The following is a 13,785-nucleotide window of genomic DNA, read 5'->3' as shown; positions in this document are numbered from 1 at the left end:
GTGCCCGTACCTATTTCAGATGGTCCGGCCATTTTCGGGACGTGTGAAATATGGCCAGTATCTCCGCCCGTTCGCGAAGACGATAAAACGTGATATAAGGGGTGCCGGCAATGGTGAGGCGCCGTGTATCTCCATCCGAAGTCAGTCGGCCGACTTTCGGGTGCCACGCCAGCATGGAAACAGCTTCCACGATGCGGCGAACCACGTTTTCGGCAGCCTGTGGATTGTCGAGTGCGATATAGGAGCCGATCTCATCGAGATCTTGCAGCGCCTCGTCCAGCCAGACGAGTTCATCCATTGGGGATGAATTTGCGGATCACCGCGCGCACCGTCTCGGCGGAAGCAAATCGTCCGTCATCAGCCGACTTTTTTCGCTCTGCCAGTTTTTTGACCTGCCACGCGTGCAGGTCGTCGGCTGCCTCCGTCGGCGCCGGCGAAATAGCATCTTCAATCGAGATTGGCTTCTGCGGTTCGCTCATGGAAGGATCATGGCAGATCGAACCCACTTTTAAAAGCCGATTGGGGATGTTTATGTCATGCCGCCCGTCACTGGCAAAACAAAATCGCCGTTCGGAAATGCAGCCGAGGAGACCATCATGAACCAAGTTACCGTTCTCGCCGTGCCTGTCTTCAGCACGCTCTGTAACGAAGGTTTCCGCCTGCGCCGCGAGGTCTTCATCGTCGAGCAGAACGTACCCGCCGACATGGAGTTCGATGCCGACGACCTGACCGCCTTCCACTTCGTGGCCGTCGTTTCCGGCGAGGTCTGCGGCACGCTGCGGGTCATTTACGCGGAAGATTGCGTCAAGATCGGCCGGGTCGCGGTCACCAGCCCGTGGCGCGGCAAGGGCGTCGCCAGCGCCATGATCCGCGCTGCCATGGAAGCGCACGGACAAGCCCGCGGCAACCGCTTTCATCTGGCGGCCCAGAGGGACAAGATCTCCATGTACGAACGTTTCGGCTTCAAGGCTTATGGCGAAGAATTCTTCGATGTTGGCATTCCCCATTACGACATGAAGAATTTCTGAAGTCCGCCGTTTTCCGTTTCTGCCCATGGGGTTTAGGACGACGACCTTCCCGTGTTAGCTTATCTGCCGGGAGCGACAGGGAGGAAACATGCCGCGCTTGGACCACGTCAACATTCATACGCGCGACGCCGATGCGATGACCGCGTTCCTCGGCAGGGTGCTCGGTGCCGAGGAAGGCTACCGGCCGCCCTTTTCGGACCCCGGCCGCTGGCTTTATCTCGACGGCCATCCCTTCATTCATCTGAGCATCGTCACCCGTGACGAAGATTTTCCGCCCGGCATGTTCAACCATGTGGCTTTCGGCTTTTACGATCACGACGCCGCCATCGAGCGGATCACGGCGACCGGTTACCACTTCGAACACGACGCCATACCCGATACCGACATCGGCCAGATCTTCGTCTATGGTCCGGAAGGCCTGAAAATCGAGCTGCAATACCGCCGGTGATCGTCATTTCACCGCTGCCGTCTGCTGAGCGCCGGTGACGCGCCAGACGGTATTGCCGGTATCGTCGGCAACCAGCAGTGCGCCAGCCTTGTCGACCGCGACGCCGACCGGCCGGCCGCGGGCCGCCTCGTCCTTGTCGAGGAAGCCGGTGACCACGTCTTCCGCCTTGCCGTTGGGTTTGCCGTCTTTGAAGGGTACGAACACCACCTTGTAGCCGTTGAACTTGTCTCGGTCCCAACTGCCGTGTTCGCCGACGAACGCACCGCCCTTGTATTTGGCCGGCAGAGCATCGGCAGTGTAGAAAGTCATGCCCAGCGGCGCCACGTGCGAGCTCAGCGCATAATCCGGCGGGATCGCCTTGGCGACCAGGTCCGGCCGCTGCGGCTGCACCCGCGGGTCCACATGCTGGCCGTAATAGCTGTAGGGCCAGCCGTAAAAGGCACCGTCCTTCACCGAGGTCATATAGTCCGGCACCAGGTCCGGCCCGAGTTCGTCACGTTCGTTGATGACAGCCCAGAGCGCGTGGGTGGTCGGCTCGAACGTCAGCCCGTTCGGATTGCGAAGGCCGGTCGCGAAGATCCGCGAACGGCCGCTCGCCCGGTCCACCTCCCAGATCGCCGCCCGGTCCTTCTCCGCCTGCATGCCGTTCTCGGCAATGTTGCTGTTCGAGCCGACGCCGGCATAAAGCAGCGAGCCATCTGGGCTTGCCACCAGGCTCTTGGTCCAGTGGTGGTCGATCGGGCCGCCCGGAAGCTCGGTCAGCCGCGTGCCGGGGTCGGTGATCCTGGTGTCGCCGGTATTGTAGTGATAGCGCATGATCGCATCGGTATTGGCGACATAGAGGTCGCTGCCGACCAGTGCCACGCCGAACGGCGAGTTGAGGTGATCGAGAAACACGCTCTTCGTTTCCGGCTTGCCGTCGCCATCGGCATCGCGCAACAGGGTGATGCGGTTGCTTTCGCCGCCTTCACCGCCGCCGCCCGTCGTGATCGACTCGATCCAGCCCATCACAAGATCCTTCGGCCGTTTGACCGGTTCGAGCCCGGGCGCCTTTGATTCCACCACCAGGATATCCCCGTTCGGCAGCGTATAGAGCGAGCGCGGATGCTGAAGCCCGGTCGCCATCGCTTCGATCTTCAGCCCGGCCGCTACTGTCGGCGTTTCGCCGGGCTTCCAGCCAACCACCTTGGCGAGGTGCATCGGCGGAAATAGATATTGCTGCGGTTCGGGAAGTACGGGGTTCGGGCCGACCTGGCTCATCGGATCGAAGTCGTCGGCCGCCTGTGCCGCCACGACGAAGGTCGAGGTGAAAAGAAGCGCGACAGCGGCGGCGCCTCTGGGAAAAATCATCCTGGACATCATTCGGTTACTCCTACGCCATGACGATAGACCATCGACCAGCCGAGCCAGCCGGTGACGATCAGGATCACGACCGTGACGGCCGAGAGCGTCAGCCCCCAGGGCACGACCGAGGTCCAGGCATCGCGCGTGTGGATGAACATGTTGATCGTGGCGATGACGAGCACGATCAGGTTGCCGATCACATGCGGCCAGGCGGGGCGTTGGCTGCGGATCGCCCGGTCGCCGATGAAATCGACAAGCCCGGCGATCGCCGCGATCAAGCCGAGGATAACGCCGGCGCTGATCAGCCAGGCGGAAAAATTCGCCCACATCATCTCCGCACTTCGCCAATAGGCGATGTCGGTCAGAAGCGTGCCGACGAAACACGCGATCGGGAAGGGCACCAGCATCGGATGGATCGGATGTCGGGCAATGCGGGCCGTCGAATGGGGGGAATGGGAGGTCGTGGAATGGGTGGGCGAATGGGCCATGGGAAACGTCCTTCAAGCCGTCGACTTATTGGGAGATCCAAACAATTCGACAGGGGAAGAAGTTCCCGGCGGGCGATCGCGCCCGCCTAGCGCCGCTCCACGATTACCCGGCGTTCGACCACCATCGGCCGCCACATCATCGCATCGGCGCGGGACTGCATCGAGCGCCCTTCGGCGCGGCGGTCGAGTTCGATGTCGAGCATGCAGCGCGCCATCGCGTCCGTGCCGCGCTTGAAGCCGTAGCTGGCGCAGGTGGTCTCATCCGCCGCACGGCGTTCCTCCGGCGTCATCGTCTGGCAGCCGGCCAGCAGGACGCAAAGCGGGGCGATAAGCGAGGTGATGAGGAGAAGGCTGTGAGGGCGCATGAAATGAACTCCTTTTCATTCGGCCGGGCTGCAACCTTGGGATTTCATTCCGGGCGAAGCTGTTTTACACATGAGCGAGCGCTTTTGCCATGGAGCCTTTGCCGATCCCATGCCCGTCCGTTTTGTCCGGCCCGTTTCCCATTCGGCCTATACGGCCCGCAGGCTGGCCTTCTCGGCTCTGGCGCTGTTCGTGATCGCCGCGCTGGCACATCGTTTCGGTCCCCTGGCGACCCCGGATTTCCTGGCTCTGCTCTTTCTTTCCGTCGCAATCGCCGCCGTTTCCGTGCCCCTGTCGCTGATCGGCCTGATGCGGCTCTGGCAGGTCGGCGCGAGCGGCGGCGTTGCGGCGACGAAAGGGCTGATCTATGCGGTGGTTCCGCTCGCCGTGGTGGCGACCGGCGCCTTCTATTATTTCACCCTGCCGCCGCTCTACGACATTTCCACCGATATTGCCGACCCGCCGCCATGGATCGCTGAGCCGAAGGCCAGCCAGAAATGGCTGCCGCGCGCGACGGTAATCACGCCTGCCGATCGGCGGGTCCAGTTCGCCGCCTATCCCGGCCTCACCGGCAGGCGTTACGAAGGCGCGCTCGACCGCGTCTACCAGGGTGTGCAAAAGGCGGTGCTTTCCGCCCGCATCGCGATCACGAAGAAGGAGGGCGTCGAACTGATTGCGCCGGATATCTCCCAGCGCCCCGCGCCGCAGGACGAACAGGCGCCGGTGCCGGACGTGGCGCCGATCCCGCTGCCGCGCCCGGAACCCTCGCTCGCACCGGTTTTCGTCAATTCCGGCGATGTCCTGCTGCAGGGCGAGGCCCGCACCCTGATCCTCGGCCTGCGTTTCGACCTCGTCATCCGGCTGCGGGAAGAGGCTGAGACGACCTCGGTCGATATCCGGGTCGCCTCGCGCTACGGCCCGCACGATCTGGGAATGAGCCAGGCGATCGCCGAGGATTTTCTTGACCGGCTCGATACCGAACTTCTGGGGATCGCCGGGAATTAAAGCATGTCGGGCAAAAGTGTGCGGCGGTTTTGCGATAACGACATGCGGAGAAACTAAGGATTTGAAGCGGGTCATGCTAAATCCGAAGGATTGCGGCACGCTTCAAGCCGGCCAGTAAGTACCCGCAAGCGACGGCGGGCCTTCGGTCAGCACGCGGCCTTTCTCGACCAGGTCTTCCAGATGCGCAAGCACCGAAAGGGCCGCCGCTCCATGCAGGCGCGGATCGGTGCTGGCATAGATCACCTTGACCATGTCGGGGATCAGCCGGTCACCGGCCTTGATGCGCTCCAGCACGGCGCGTTCGCGCATGCGCCGATGGGTGCGAAGCCCCCGCAGGAACGAGCCCGGTTCCTTCACCGGTCCGCCATGGCCCGGAAAGAAGATGCGGTCCTCGCGCGGCAGCAGTTTTTCGATCGAGGCCATGAAATCCGCCATCGAACCGTCCGGCGGCGCGACGATCGTCGTCGCCCAGGCCATCACGTGGTCGGCGGAAAACAAGACGCCGGTTCCTTCCAATGCGAAGGCGGAATGGTTGGCTGTGTGGCCCGGCGTATGTACGGCCGACAGCGCCCAGCCGTCGCCTTCGATCACCTGGCCATCCGCGACCATGATATCGGGCACGAAGCCGGTGTCGGCGCTTTCGGCGAACGGGTTGACTTCGCCTGCATGCAGCGGCCGCGAGGCCCGGTGCGGGCCTTCGGCAACGGTCGGCGCCCCGGTCTCCTGGCTCAGCCGACGGGCAAGCGGCGAGTGGTCGCGGTGCGTGTGGCTGATGAAGATATGGGTGACCTCGCGGCCCTTCAGCGCTGCCATCAACGCTTCGAAATGCGCCTCGTTTTCCGGGCCCGGATCGATGACCGCCACCGACGAGCCGCCGACGATATAGCTATTGGTGCCGTGAAAGGTGAAGGGCGAGGGATTGTTGACGGTCAGCCGCTGCACGCCTTCGGCCACGCTGACCGGCACACCGTAGGAAGGAGTGAATTCCATATCGAAGGTAACGTCTTCCGCCATGCCGGGCCTCCGCGCCTGATGCGATATCGATGATGGCCATTACGGCATTGCCGGTTTGCGCCAGGTCTCGGATCGCATCGATTGCGCCGTTCAAGGCGCTGGAGAGGTCTAGCACCGCTTTTGCTGCGGCGCATTCAAAAATAGCCACCGGCCGTCACCCCGTCGGGCGACGGCCGATGGCTTTCATGACGTGGATCCGCTATCGCGGGCTCGCTCGCCTCAGCTGGCGGCCAGCAGTTCCGTGCAGTAGCTCGGGCCGTTGGCGCCCGGACGATCGGAAATGATGGTGATGTCGCGGATCACGTAGCTGGAGGAGACGGTGATCTTCGCGGTGCAGCTGACGCTGGCGCTGCGGCCGCCCTGCTGCTTGATGCGATTGTAGCCGCCACGCCAGGTATAAACGGTCGTGGAACCGTCGCTGGTGTCGCTGATCGGCGGGCTGAACTTTGCGAAGAACTCGCCGGCCGAGTGGCCCACCCAGCGGGTCTCGATCGGATTGCTGGCAACGCTGACGGTGGTGCAGGCCGAAAGGGCGAGYGCGAAAAGGGCGGTCGATGCGAGGACGCGGCGGCTCATGATCGTGAAAAATCCTTCATGTCTTCTGTTGTGCCCGGGAGGCAAGGCTTTTGAGGCTTTTTGAGGCAAGTCTTTCGAGACTGCACGTAACAGATTTTTGTCAGGCTTCGCGAGGCGATGAACGCCCCTCGACATCAAATTTCTCCTGCGCCGCTTTTTTGCAACGCCTTGGTTTTCCGCCTTTCCGGAGCGAGGGCGTGCACGATCGCGAAGCTGTCGCATATTTTTCATGAGCGGCGCTTGTGCAATGAAAAATGCTGGTCTATAGAGGCGCCGCTGGTCACGGAGTGTAGCGCAGTCTGGTAGCGCACCACGTTCGGGACGTGGGGGTCGAGTGTTCGAATCACTCCACTCCGACCAGCCGATCCTTGGTTTCCCAAGAGATTTCGCTCTCCCGATAGCCTTTCCTGTAAAAACCATAGTTTCAGCTCGCGCGCGGCACGGCCGATTGCGTCGGGCTTGGCGCTTTGGATCGGTCTTATCCACAACCCGCACTTTGGCAGGGCGAGATTATACTAGGGATCGCCATCCCGTTAATGCATCATGGCGGCGGGAACGTGTAACTTGTTGAAAGACCTTCCGGCTCAGGATCCGCTTCGGCGGTAGTGCCTGCGCCTGGCAGGGGAGAGGGCCGCAAAGCGCATGCCGCCTAGACGCGCCAGATCGGAACGGGTGACCCTGCTCGATGTCGCCAATGTTCTCGGAATCAGCTCGATCACCGTGTCCCGCGCCCTGCGAGAACCGGAAAAGGTGTCCGAGCCGCTTCGGCAGAAGATCCTCCGCCAGGTGGAGCAGATGGGTTACGTGCCCGATCTTGCCGCCCGGGCGCTCGCAAGCCGCCACAACGGCATTATCGGGGTTCTGGCGCCGGCGCTGACCAATCATGCCTATCTCGGCATCATGAGCGGCATCGAGGATCGGGTGCGCGATACGGATTTCCGTATCCAATATGCCAATACCAACCACGATGCGGACCAGGAATACCGTCAGGTCAAGCTTTTCCTGTCGCAGCATCCGGCCGGCATCCTGCTGACGGGATTGCAGGACCAGCGGGTCAGCGATCTGCTTGAACTCGCGCCGTGCCCGGTGGTTCAGATCGTCGATCTCAACCTGCTGCCCTCGGGTATCGCGGTCGGCATCAATCACCGCGAGGCGGCGGAGACCGCGACGCGCCATCTGCTCGCCTGCGGATATCGCCGCATCGGTCTGATCGGCGGCAGCCGCGATCTTCGCGCCCAGCGGCGGCATGATGGCTATGCGCTGGCGATGCAGGAGGCGGGGCTCTACGATCCGGGCCTCGTCATGACCGAGCACAAGCAAACGAGCATGCAGCTCGGCTGCGACCTCTTCAAGCGGCTGCTGGAAACGGCGCCCGATGTCGACGCGGTATTCTGCCAGAACGACGATCTTGCGCTTGGCGCGCTGTTCGAGGCGCAACGGGCGGGGCTGCGCGTGCCGGATGATTTCGGGATCTGCGGTTATAACGACCTGGATTTTGCGCTCTGCGCCGAACCGAGGCTGACGACCATCCGCGTGCCGCGTTTCCAGATGGGCTATCGCGCCACCGATCTCATCATCCGCGCCATCAACGACGAATGCCTGCCGAGCCGGGTAATCCAGCTGCCGTTCGATCTCATCCAGCGCGGTTCGACGCGGGCGATCGCCTGACGGGACCCTGGCGACGAAAAAAGGGACCTTCCTTCCGGCCCCTTTTCTATTTCCTGCCGAACGATCAGATATCGCCGCCGGCGTTGGAGAACAGCTCTGCCGCCTGCTTGGCGGTCATCCGTTTGACCTCGGTCTCGTCGCGGCGGCTGGCGAAGAGTTCGCTGGCCATCAACTGTTCGGCGAGATCGGCCGGCAGCGACAGCACGACGCGCTGGCCGCCTGGGGCATCAGTGCGGTGGATGCCGCCGATTTCGGCGCGCTTGGCGGTGATCATGCCGCCTGCGACCGTGTTCATCGTATCCGGATCGATCAGGATGAAGGCGCCGGTCGAGCGGTTCTGCTCGTAAGCGTCGAAGACCGCCAGTTCCTCGAAGGAGAGGCGCACCTTGCCGATCGCATTCATGGCGAGCGTCGAGGCATGCGGTTGCCACTTGCCGGTCGCAAGCTCGAGCTGGCTGATCGGTTCGACGGCGACGCGCTGGCGGCGCGAACCGCTCTTCAGCCAGTAGCGTTTGCCGGGCTCGATGCCGCCCGGCTGCAGCGACACGAGCTGGGCGTCGAAATGGTGGCCGGTCATCGGCTGGCCGTCGAGCGAAACGATGACGTCRCCGCGCGCCACGTCCACCTGCCGGTCGAGGACCAGCGTAATGGCATCGCCCGCCACTGCAGCGTTGCGCACCAGGTCGAAGGTGACGATCCGGCTGACATTGGCGACCGTGCCGGAAGGCAGGATGACGACGGAGTCGCCCGGCTTCACCGAGCCACCCGCGACAGTCCCCTGATATCCGCGGAAACTTTCGCCGGGACGCACGACGCGCTGCACCGGCAGGCGGAAACCGCCGGCCTGGGTGGAGCGCACGGTCGCCAGTTCCAGCGTCTCGACCAGGGTCGGGCCGTCATACCAGGGCATCGAGGCATCGGCCGGATAAACGACGTTTTCGCCCTTCAGCGCCGACATCGGGATGGCGGTGATCTGGCGCACGCCGAGCGACAGGGCGAATTCCCGGAAATCGTGGGAGATCCTGTCGAAGACAGCCTTGTCGTAGTGGACGAGGTCGATCTTGTTGACTGCGAGCACGAACTGGCGAATGCCCATCAGGGCGGCGATCGTCGCGTGCCGGCGGGTCTGTTCAAGAAGCCCGGCGCGGGCGTCGGCAAGCAGGATGGCGAGATCGGCGGTCGAGGCGCCGGTCGCCATGTTGCGGGTATATTGCTCATGGCCGGGCGTGTCGGCGACGATGAACGAGCGCCGGTCGGTCGAGAAATAACGATAGGCGACGTCGATCGTGATACCCTGTTCGCGTTCGGCCTGCAGGCCGTCGAGCAGCAGGGCGAAGTCCGGCAGGCCAAGGTCGTTCTGGCCGCCCGAGTCGCGGGCAAGCGTTGCGGCCTGGTCTTCCTTGACCGCCTTGGTGTCCCAGAGCAGCCGGCCGATCAGCGTCGACTTGCCGTCGTCGACGGAGCCGCAGGTGATGAGGCGCAGCGGACGCGTGTCGCGCACCGCCTTCAAGGGTTCTGCGAAGGGCAGGATGGTCGCCGAGGCGTTTTGGGCGGGAGCGGTCATCTCAGAAATATCCTTCGCGCTTCTTCTTTTCCATCGAGCCGGACTGGTCGCGGTCGATCGCGCGGCCCTGGCGTTCGGAAACGGTGGCGATTTCGAGCTCGGCGATCACCTCTTCGAGGTTGGAGGCTGTCGAGCGGATGGCGCCGGTCAGCGGGAAACAGCCGAGCGTGCGGAAACGGATCATGCCCTGCTGCACGGTTTCGCCGGGCAGCAGTTCAAGCCGCGGATCCTCGGCAAGGATCATCATCCCGTCGCGCTCCACATAGGGGCGTTCGGCGGCGTAATAGAGCGGCACGAGTGGGATGTCCTCCGCCTGGATGTAACGCCAGATGTCGACCTCGGTCCAGTTGGAGAGCGGGAAGGCGCGCACGCTTTCCCCTTTCCGAACCATGCCGTTATAGACGTTCCACAGTTCCGGGCGCTGGTTGCGCGGGTCCCATTTGTGGTCCGGGGTGCGGAACGAATAGATGCGTTCCTTGGCGCGGGAGGCTTCCTCGTCGCGTCGGGCGCCACCGAAGGCCGCGTCATAGCCGCCGGCATCCAGCGCCTGGCGGAGCGCCTCGGTCTTCATGATGTCGGTGTAGAGCGCCGAACCGTGGCTGAACGGCGAGATGCCTTCTTCGGCGCCGCGCGGATTGGTGTGGACCACAAGGTCGAGATCGTATTTCTCGGCGATCTGGTCGCGGAACTCGATCATCTCCTTGAACTTCCACGTCGTGTCCACATGCAAGAGCGGGAAGGGGACGCGGCCGGGATAAAAGGCCTTGCGGGCGAGATGGAGCAGGACGGAGGAGTCCTTGCCGATCGAATAGAGCATAACGGGTTTTTCGAATTCCGCCGCCACTTCGCGAAAGATGTGGATCGCTTCGTTTTCGAGGGCCTTTAGATGCGGATCGAGCGGCGGTCTGGAAACGGGCGGGTTCTTCACTTCCGTTTCCTGTACTGACAAGGGCATTTCGGTCTCCGGGTAGTCTCTAGAAACAAACAAAAAAGGCTTCAGTTCGCTTGGGGGCCAGGTTCTGCGATCGGTTGAGCGGCGTTCTCCGGCACATGCAGGCCGCATTCGCGCTTCTCGTCGTTTTCCCACCACCAGCGGCCGGCGCGCTCGGGCTCGCCGGGCTTGATGGCGCGGGTACAGGGTTCGCAGCCGATCGAAGGATAACCGCGCTTGTGGAGTGGATTGACCGGGATCGCTTCCGACGCCACATGGGCGTTGATCGTCTCGATGTCCCAGTCGGCCAGCGGGTTGATCTTGATCAGGTTGCGCTCGGCATCGTATTCCGCAAACGGCGTCGTGGCGCGATTGCCCGACTGGCCGCGGCGAAGGCCGGTGATCCAGACGTCGGCGCCGGCTAAGGCCTTGGCCAGAGGCTTCAGCTTGCGCACATGACAGCAGGCGTGGCGGGCTTCGACGCTGTCGTAGAAGCCGTTGAGACCATATTTCGCGGCGTATTCGTCGACGTCGTCCTGCTCCGGCCGAAAACGGTGGATCTCGATGCCGTAGCGTTCTTCGGTCTCGCCGATCAGGTCGACGGTTTCCTTGAACAGCCGCCCGGTTTCGAGCGTCGAGACCTCGACCGGCAGGCGGTGCGTGCCGATCGCTGCTGTGATCACCTGATCCTCGATGCCGAGCGAGGTGGTGAAGACGGCGCGGCCGAGCTCGGCGGCAAGCGCCAGGCGGCCGGCAAGGTCGAGGCTTTCAAGCTTTGCGTCGAGGGTGGCGGCCAATCCTAAGCGATCCTGGCCGGCGGCGTCGTGCAGTGTCATGGGTCTTCTTCCGTGAGCAATTGCTGGATTATCCAGATTCCACGCGCGTAAAGACAGGAAAACCCGTTTCTTCCCATGGTGATGCGGAGCAAATATCTCTCCAAAGCGACGCTCACACAGAAAACCTGCCGCCTTAACCAAAAGTGACCGAATTTATCCCGGAAACCCCTGCATTGGTTTGTATTTTCTCGTGATTTGGGCTATTGCGGGAACATGTCTCCGGGGCTTTGTTTCCCCTGGCGGATATGCAGCCCCTGAGCGCCCTTCCGGCGCCCCCGTGGATGCCCCGAACGAAGCTGAACTGAGCGGCGCCGTAAGGACTATTTACCTTGCGGCGGCGCTATTGTCGATGGTTGCGTGATGATATCCCAGAAAGCGAAATACGCTCTGCGGGCACTGGCCGCCCTGGCCCAGGCCGATCCCGAAGAGCCAATGCTGATTTCCGAGATTGCCCTCCAGCAGAGCATTCCGAAGAAATTCCTGGAACAGATTCTGCTCGACCTGAAACGCTCCGGCATCGTCGTTTCCCGCCGCGGCAAGCAGGGCGGTTATCTTCTCCTGAAGCCCGCTGACGCCATCACCTTCGGCGAAGTCCTGCGCCTGGTCGACGGCCCGATCGCGCCGCTCCCCTGCCTGTCGCAGACCGCCTACCGCAAATGCGAGGATTGCGACGGCGAACACCTCTGCGAAATCCGCCACGTCTTCGCCCGCGTCGCCGATGCGACCCGCGACGTGCTGTTCAACACCACGATCGCCGATGCCGTCGAAGGCGCCGGCGACGCCAAGGCCCCGGTCAGGGAACTGCTGACGGCTTGAGGCCTCTGGTTTCGGCTTGGTGATGTACCAAAATTTGGTATGGTCGCGAAGCTGGAGGCTGACATGTCGCACAACACTCCGATCTCCCTCGATGATCATTTAGCGCGGATCAAGGCATTGCAGGATGCCCTGATCGCCGGCGAATTATCCGGGCCGCCGCAGTCCTTCGACAACGAAGCTTTCCTCAAGCGCATGCGTGAACGGTACGGCCGGTAGCCGCACTACGGAATTCCCTCTTCTCCCCAGCGGGGAGAAGTGCCGAGCAAAGCGAGGCGATGAGGGGGCCGCGCCCGCAAAGTTCGCCTGGTGTCGGCTACCCCCTCATCCGACCCTTCGGGCCACCTTCTCCCCGCTGGGGAGAAGAGGGTGCCAGCCTCGATGGCCAACCCTTATCCGCGAGCACCTCAGCAGATTTCTCGCAAATCGCCCGCAAAATTCTCCTCCCGCACCCCCAAAGCCCCGATTATGGCCGGATTGTGATTTTGCAAACCGCCCGTTTGCCAACGCGGGCGTTCTGTCCATGTAGTGAGGGTTAATGGTTTCTTTGTCGTCGCGGGCCGACAAAGGGAAACAGTTTTGCCTTCTTGCCGGCCTCGATTGACTAAGACGACCCAACCGATAGAGTTTTGGCAGAACCACAGGAGGGACCTCATGTTCAAATTTGCCCCGGGATTGGGCTGGCGGCTAGGTGCGCGTTTGGGCGCCGTCGCTCTCGGTCTGTCCTTGACGGCCGGCATCGTGGCGCCGGCTTTTGCCGATAGCCAGCTTCTCAACGTCTCGTACGATCCGACCCGCGAGCTCTACAAGGATTTCAACGTCGCCTTCGCCAAATACTGGAAGGCGCAAGGCGGCGAGGATGTGACGATTCGCCAGTCGCATGGCGGTTCCGGCGCGCAGGCCCGTTCCGTCATCGACGGCCTTGAGGCCGACGTCGTGACGCTGGCGCTCGAAAGCGACATCAACGCGATCGAGAAGTCCGGCAAGATCAAGGCCGGCTGGCGCGACCGTCTGCCAAACCATGCATCGCCCTACACGTCGACGATCGTCTTCCTCGTCCGCAAGGGCAATCCGAAAGGGATCAAGAACTGGGGCGACCTGGTGAAGGGCGACGTTGCGATCGTCACGCCGAACCCCAAGACCTCGGGCGGTGCCCGCTGGAACTACCTTGCCGCCTGGGCCTGGGCCAACGAGGAGTACAAAGGCGATCAGGCCAAGATCAAGGCCTATGTCGGCGAGCTTTACAAGCGCGCCCCGGTTCTCGATACCGGCGCCCGCGGCTCGACGGTCACCTTCGCGCAGCGCCAGATCGGCGACGTTCTGCTTGCCTGGGAAAACGAGGCTTATCTCGCCGGCGAGGAATTCGGCAAGGATGCCTTTGAAATCGTCGTTCCGCCGATCTCGATCCTCGCCGAGCCGCCGGTTGCCGTCGTTGACGCCACCGTCGATTCCAAGGGTACCCGCAAGCAGGCGGAGGCCTATCTGCAGTATCTCTACTCCGACGAGGGCCAGAACATCGCGGCGAAGCACTTCTATCGTCCTTCGAAGCCCGATGTGGTAAAGCCGGAATTGTTGAAGGCGCTGCCGAACATCAAGCTCGTCACCATTGACGATCCGATCTTCGGCGGTTGGAAGAAGGCGCAGCCCGAACATTTCGGTGACGGCGGCATTTTCGACCAGATCTACAAGCCCGGTAAGTAAGTCGGA

The 13,785-nt window shown here is 62.6% G+C and carries 17 protein-coding genes and 1 tRNA gene; 8 read left to right on the top strand and 10 right to left on the bottom strand.

The features are described 5' to 3' along the window. Window positions 1-10: 10 nt before the first annotated feature. Together AC1D3C_RS21375 and AC1D3C_RS21370 are read right to left on the bottom strand one after the other, a co-directional pair. Window positions 11-298, bottom strand: coding sequence for a type II toxin-antitoxin system RelE/ParE family toxin (locus AC1D3C_RS21375; protein WP_477484244.1), 288 nt, complete (start codon window positions 296-298; stop codon window positions 11-13). Then, window positions 291-479 carry a hypothetical protein gene (locus tag AC1D3C_RS21370; RefSeq protein WP_038584365.1) on the bottom strand — a complete coding sequence of 63 codons (189 nt, stop codon included), beginning with the start codon at window positions 477-479 and terminating at the stop codon, window positions 291-293. Before AC1D3C_RS21370 ends, AC1D3C_RS21375 begins: the two co-directional genes overlap by 8 nt. 117 nt (window positions 480-596) lie before the next feature. On the opposite strand from AC1D3C_RS21370, the gene AC1D3C_RS21365 reads away from it, so the two are divergent. Both AC1D3C_RS21365 and AC1D3C_RS21360 read left to right on the top strand, forming a co-directional pair. Next, window positions 597-1,028 carry a GNAT family N-acetyltransferase gene (locus AC1D3C_RS21365; protein ID WP_477484243.1) on the top strand — a complete coding sequence of 144 codons (432 nt, stop codon included), beginning with the start codon at window positions 597-599 and terminating at the stop codon, window positions 1,026-1,028. 88 nt (window positions 1,029-1,116) lie between these two features. Further along, window positions 1,117-1,476 carry a VOC family protein gene (locus tag AC1D3C_RS21360; protein WP_477484242.1) on the top strand — a complete coding sequence of 120 codons (360 nt, stop codon included), beginning with the start codon at window positions 1,117-1,119 and terminating at the stop codon, window positions 1,474-1,476. 3 nt (window positions 1,477-1,479) lie between these two features. Here the strand turns inward: AC1D3C_RS21360 and AC1D3C_RS21355 are convergent, their stop codons facing one another. The 3 genes from AC1D3C_RS21355 to AC1D3C_RS21345 form a co-directional block, all read right to left on the bottom strand. Then, a complete protein-coding gene (locus AC1D3C_RS21355; RefSeq protein ID WP_477484342.1) occupies window positions 1,480-2,835 on the bottom strand; it encodes a PQQ-dependent sugar dehydrogenase in 1,356 nt (451 codons plus the stop codon). Then, window positions 2,835-3,308: a DUF2231 domain-containing protein gene (locus AC1D3C_RS21350; RefSeq protein WP_477484241.1), complete on the bottom strand. Its 474-nt coding sequence runs from the start codon at window positions 3,306-3,308 to the stop codon at window positions 2,835-2,837. Before AC1D3C_RS21350 ends, AC1D3C_RS21355 begins: the two co-directional genes overlap by 1 nt. Window positions 3,309-3,394: 86 nt before the next feature. Further along, on the bottom strand, window positions 3,395-3,673 hold the full coding sequence (locus AC1D3C_RS21345; protein ID WP_151041327.1) for a hypothetical protein: 279 nt from the start codon (window positions 3,671-3,673) through the stop codon (window positions 3,395-3,397). A 109-nt stretch (window positions 3,674-3,782) separates the two neighbouring features. On the opposite strand from AC1D3C_RS21345, the gene AC1D3C_RS21340 reads away from it, so the two are divergent. Beyond that, window positions 3,783-4,676, top strand: coding sequence for a DUF1499 domain-containing protein (locus AC1D3C_RS21340; RefSeq protein WP_477484341.1), 894 nt, complete (start codon window positions 3,783-3,785; stop codon window positions 4,674-4,676). 102 nt (window positions 4,677-4,778) lie between these two features. On the opposite strand, the gene AC1D3C_RS21335 is transcribed toward AC1D3C_RS21340, so the two are convergent. Continuing rightward, window positions 4,779-5,690 carry an MBL fold metallo-hydrolase gene (locus AC1D3C_RS21335; RefSeq protein WP_477484240.1) on the bottom strand — a complete coding sequence of 304 codons (912 nt, stop codon included), beginning with the start codon at window positions 5,688-5,690 and terminating at the stop codon, window positions 4,779-4,781. Window positions 5,691-5,909: 219 nt separating this feature from the next. After that, the gene (locus AC1D3C_RS21330; RefSeq protein ID WP_038584378.1) at window positions 5,910-6,266 is read right to left on the bottom strand and encodes a hypothetical protein; all 357 of its coding nucleotides are present in this window, start codon (window positions 6,264-6,266) and stop codon (window positions 5,910-5,912) included. A gap of 283 nt (window positions 6,267-6,549) precedes the next feature. Here AC1D3C_RS21330 and AC1D3C_RS21325 point away from each other — a divergent pair. Together AC1D3C_RS21325 and AC1D3C_RS21320 are read left to right on the top strand one after the other, a co-directional pair. Then, a tRNA-Pro gene (locus tag AC1D3C_RS21325) sits at window positions 6,550-6,626 on the top strand. A 282-nt stretch (window positions 6,627-6,908) separates the two neighbouring features. Next, on the top strand, window positions 6,909-7,934 hold the full coding sequence (locus tag AC1D3C_RS21320) for a LacI family DNA-binding transcriptional regulator (RefSeq protein ID WP_477484239.1): 1,026 nt from the start codon (window positions 6,909-6,911) through the stop codon (window positions 7,932-7,934). A 64-nt stretch (window positions 7,935-7,998) separates the two neighbouring features. Here AC1D3C_RS21320 and cysN read toward each other — a convergent pair whose 3' ends face one another. From cysN to AC1D3C_RS21305, 3 genes are read right to left on the bottom strand one after another with little or no spacing between them, the layout of a single operon-like run. Next, complete coding sequence (gene cysN / locus AC1D3C_RS21315) at window positions 7,999-9,498, bottom strand: sulfate adenylyltransferase subunit CysN (RefSeq protein ID WP_477484238.1); 1,500 nt, start codon at window positions 9,496-9,498, stop codon at window positions 7,999-8,001. 1 nt (window position 9,499) lies between these two features. After that, window positions 9,500-10,453 carry a sulfate adenylyltransferase subunit CysD gene (cysD, locus tag AC1D3C_RS21310; protein ID WP_105432736.1) on the bottom strand — a complete coding sequence of 318 codons (954 nt, stop codon included), beginning with the start codon at window positions 10,451-10,453 and terminating at the stop codon, window positions 9,500-9,502. A 41-nt stretch (window positions 10,454-10,494) separates the two neighbouring features. Then, entirely contained in the window at window positions 10,495-11,265 is a 771-nt protein-coding gene (locus AC1D3C_RS21305) for a phosphoadenylyl-sulfate reductase (RefSeq protein WP_477484237.1), read from the bottom strand. Between the two features lie 360 nt (window positions 11,266-11,625). Between AC1D3C_RS21305 and AC1D3C_RS21300 the strand changes: the two genes are divergently transcribed. From AC1D3C_RS21300 to AC1D3C_RS21290, 3 genes are all read left to right on the top strand, one after another. Further along, window positions 11,626-12,081 carry an RrF2 family transcriptional regulator gene (locus AC1D3C_RS21300; protein ID WP_247138699.1) on the top strand — a complete coding sequence of 152 codons (456 nt, stop codon included), beginning with the start codon at window positions 11,626-11,628 and terminating at the stop codon, window positions 12,079-12,081. A 63-nt stretch (window positions 12,082-12,144) separates the two neighbouring features. Then, window positions 12,145-12,297 carry a type II toxin-antitoxin system ParD family antitoxin gene (locus tag AC1D3C_RS21295; RefSeq protein ID WP_105419099.1) on the top strand — a complete coding sequence of 51 codons (153 nt, stop codon included), beginning with the start codon at window positions 12,145-12,147 and terminating at the stop codon, window positions 12,295-12,297. Between the two features lie 435 nt (window positions 12,298-12,732). Continuing rightward, window positions 12,733-13,779, top strand: a complete 1,047-nt coding sequence (locus AC1D3C_RS21290; RefSeq protein WP_038540787.1) for a sulfate ABC transporter substrate-binding protein — start codon at window positions 12,733-12,735, stop codon at window positions 13,777-13,779. Window positions 13,780-13,785 lie beyond the last annotated feature (6 nt).

Source organism: Neorhizobium sp. P1_A6, assembly GCF_056406795.1.
The sequence above is the reverse complement of the archived record's forward strand: the minus strand, read 5'-3'. Positions and strand labels throughout refer to the sequence as shown.

Coding starts and splice junctions, on each gene's coding strand:
- AC1D3C_RS21350 (WP_477484241.1), bottom strand. CDS start 3,308: ATGGCCCATTCGCCCACCCATTCCACGACCTCCCATTCCCCCCATTCG.
- cysD (WP_105432736.1), bottom strand. CDS start 10,453: ATGCCCTTGTCAGTACAGGAAACGGAAGTGAAGAACCCGCCCGTTTCC.
- AC1D3C_RS21335 (WP_477484240.1), bottom strand. CDS start 5,690: ATGGCGGAAGACGTTACCTTCGATATGGAATTCACTCCTTCCTACGGT.
- AC1D3C_RS21290 (WP_038540787.1), top strand. CDS start 12,733: ATGTTCAAATTTGCCCCGGGATTGGGCTGGCGGCTAGGTGCGCGTTTG.
- AC1D3C_RS21305 (WP_477484237.1), bottom strand. CDS start 11,265: ATGACACTGCACGACGCCGCCGGCCAGGATCGCTTAGGATTGGCCGCC.
- AC1D3C_RS21360 (WP_477484242.1), top strand. CDS start 1,117: ATGCCGCGCTTGGACCACGTCAACATTCATACGCGCGACGCCGATGCG.
- AC1D3C_RS21345 (WP_151041327.1), bottom strand. CDS start 3,673: ATGCGCCCTCACAGCCTTCTCCTCATCACCTCGCTTATCGCCCCGCTT.
- AC1D3C_RS21320 (WP_477484239.1), top strand. CDS start 6,909: ATGCCGCCTAGACGCGCCAGATCGGAACGGGTGACCCTGCTCGATGTC.
- AC1D3C_RS21340 (WP_477484341.1), top strand. CDS start 3,783: ATGCCCGTCCGTTTTGTCCGGCCCGTTTCCCATTCGGCCTATACGGCC.
- AC1D3C_RS21365 (WP_477484243.1), top strand. CDS start 597: ATGAACCAAGTTACCGTTCTCGCCGTGCCTGTCTTCAGCACGCTCTGT.
- AC1D3C_RS21300 (WP_247138699.1), top strand. CDS start 11,626: ATGATATCCCAGAAAGCGAAATACGCTCTGCGGGCACTGGCCGCCCTG.
- AC1D3C_RS21295 (WP_105419099.1), top strand. CDS start 12,145: ATGTCGCACAACACTCCGATCTCCCTCGATGATCATTTAGCGCGGATC.
- AC1D3C_RS21370 (WP_038584365.1), bottom strand. CDS start 479: ATGAGCGAACCGCAGAAGCCAATCTCGATTGAAGATGCTATTTCGCCG.
- AC1D3C_RS21375 (WP_477484244.1), bottom strand. CDS start 298: ATGGATGAACTCGTCTGGCTGGACGAGGCGCTGCAAGATCTCGATGAG.
- AC1D3C_RS21355 (WP_477484342.1), bottom strand. CDS start 2,835: ATGTCCAGGATGATTTTTCCCAGAGGCGCCGCCGCTGTCGCGCTTCTT.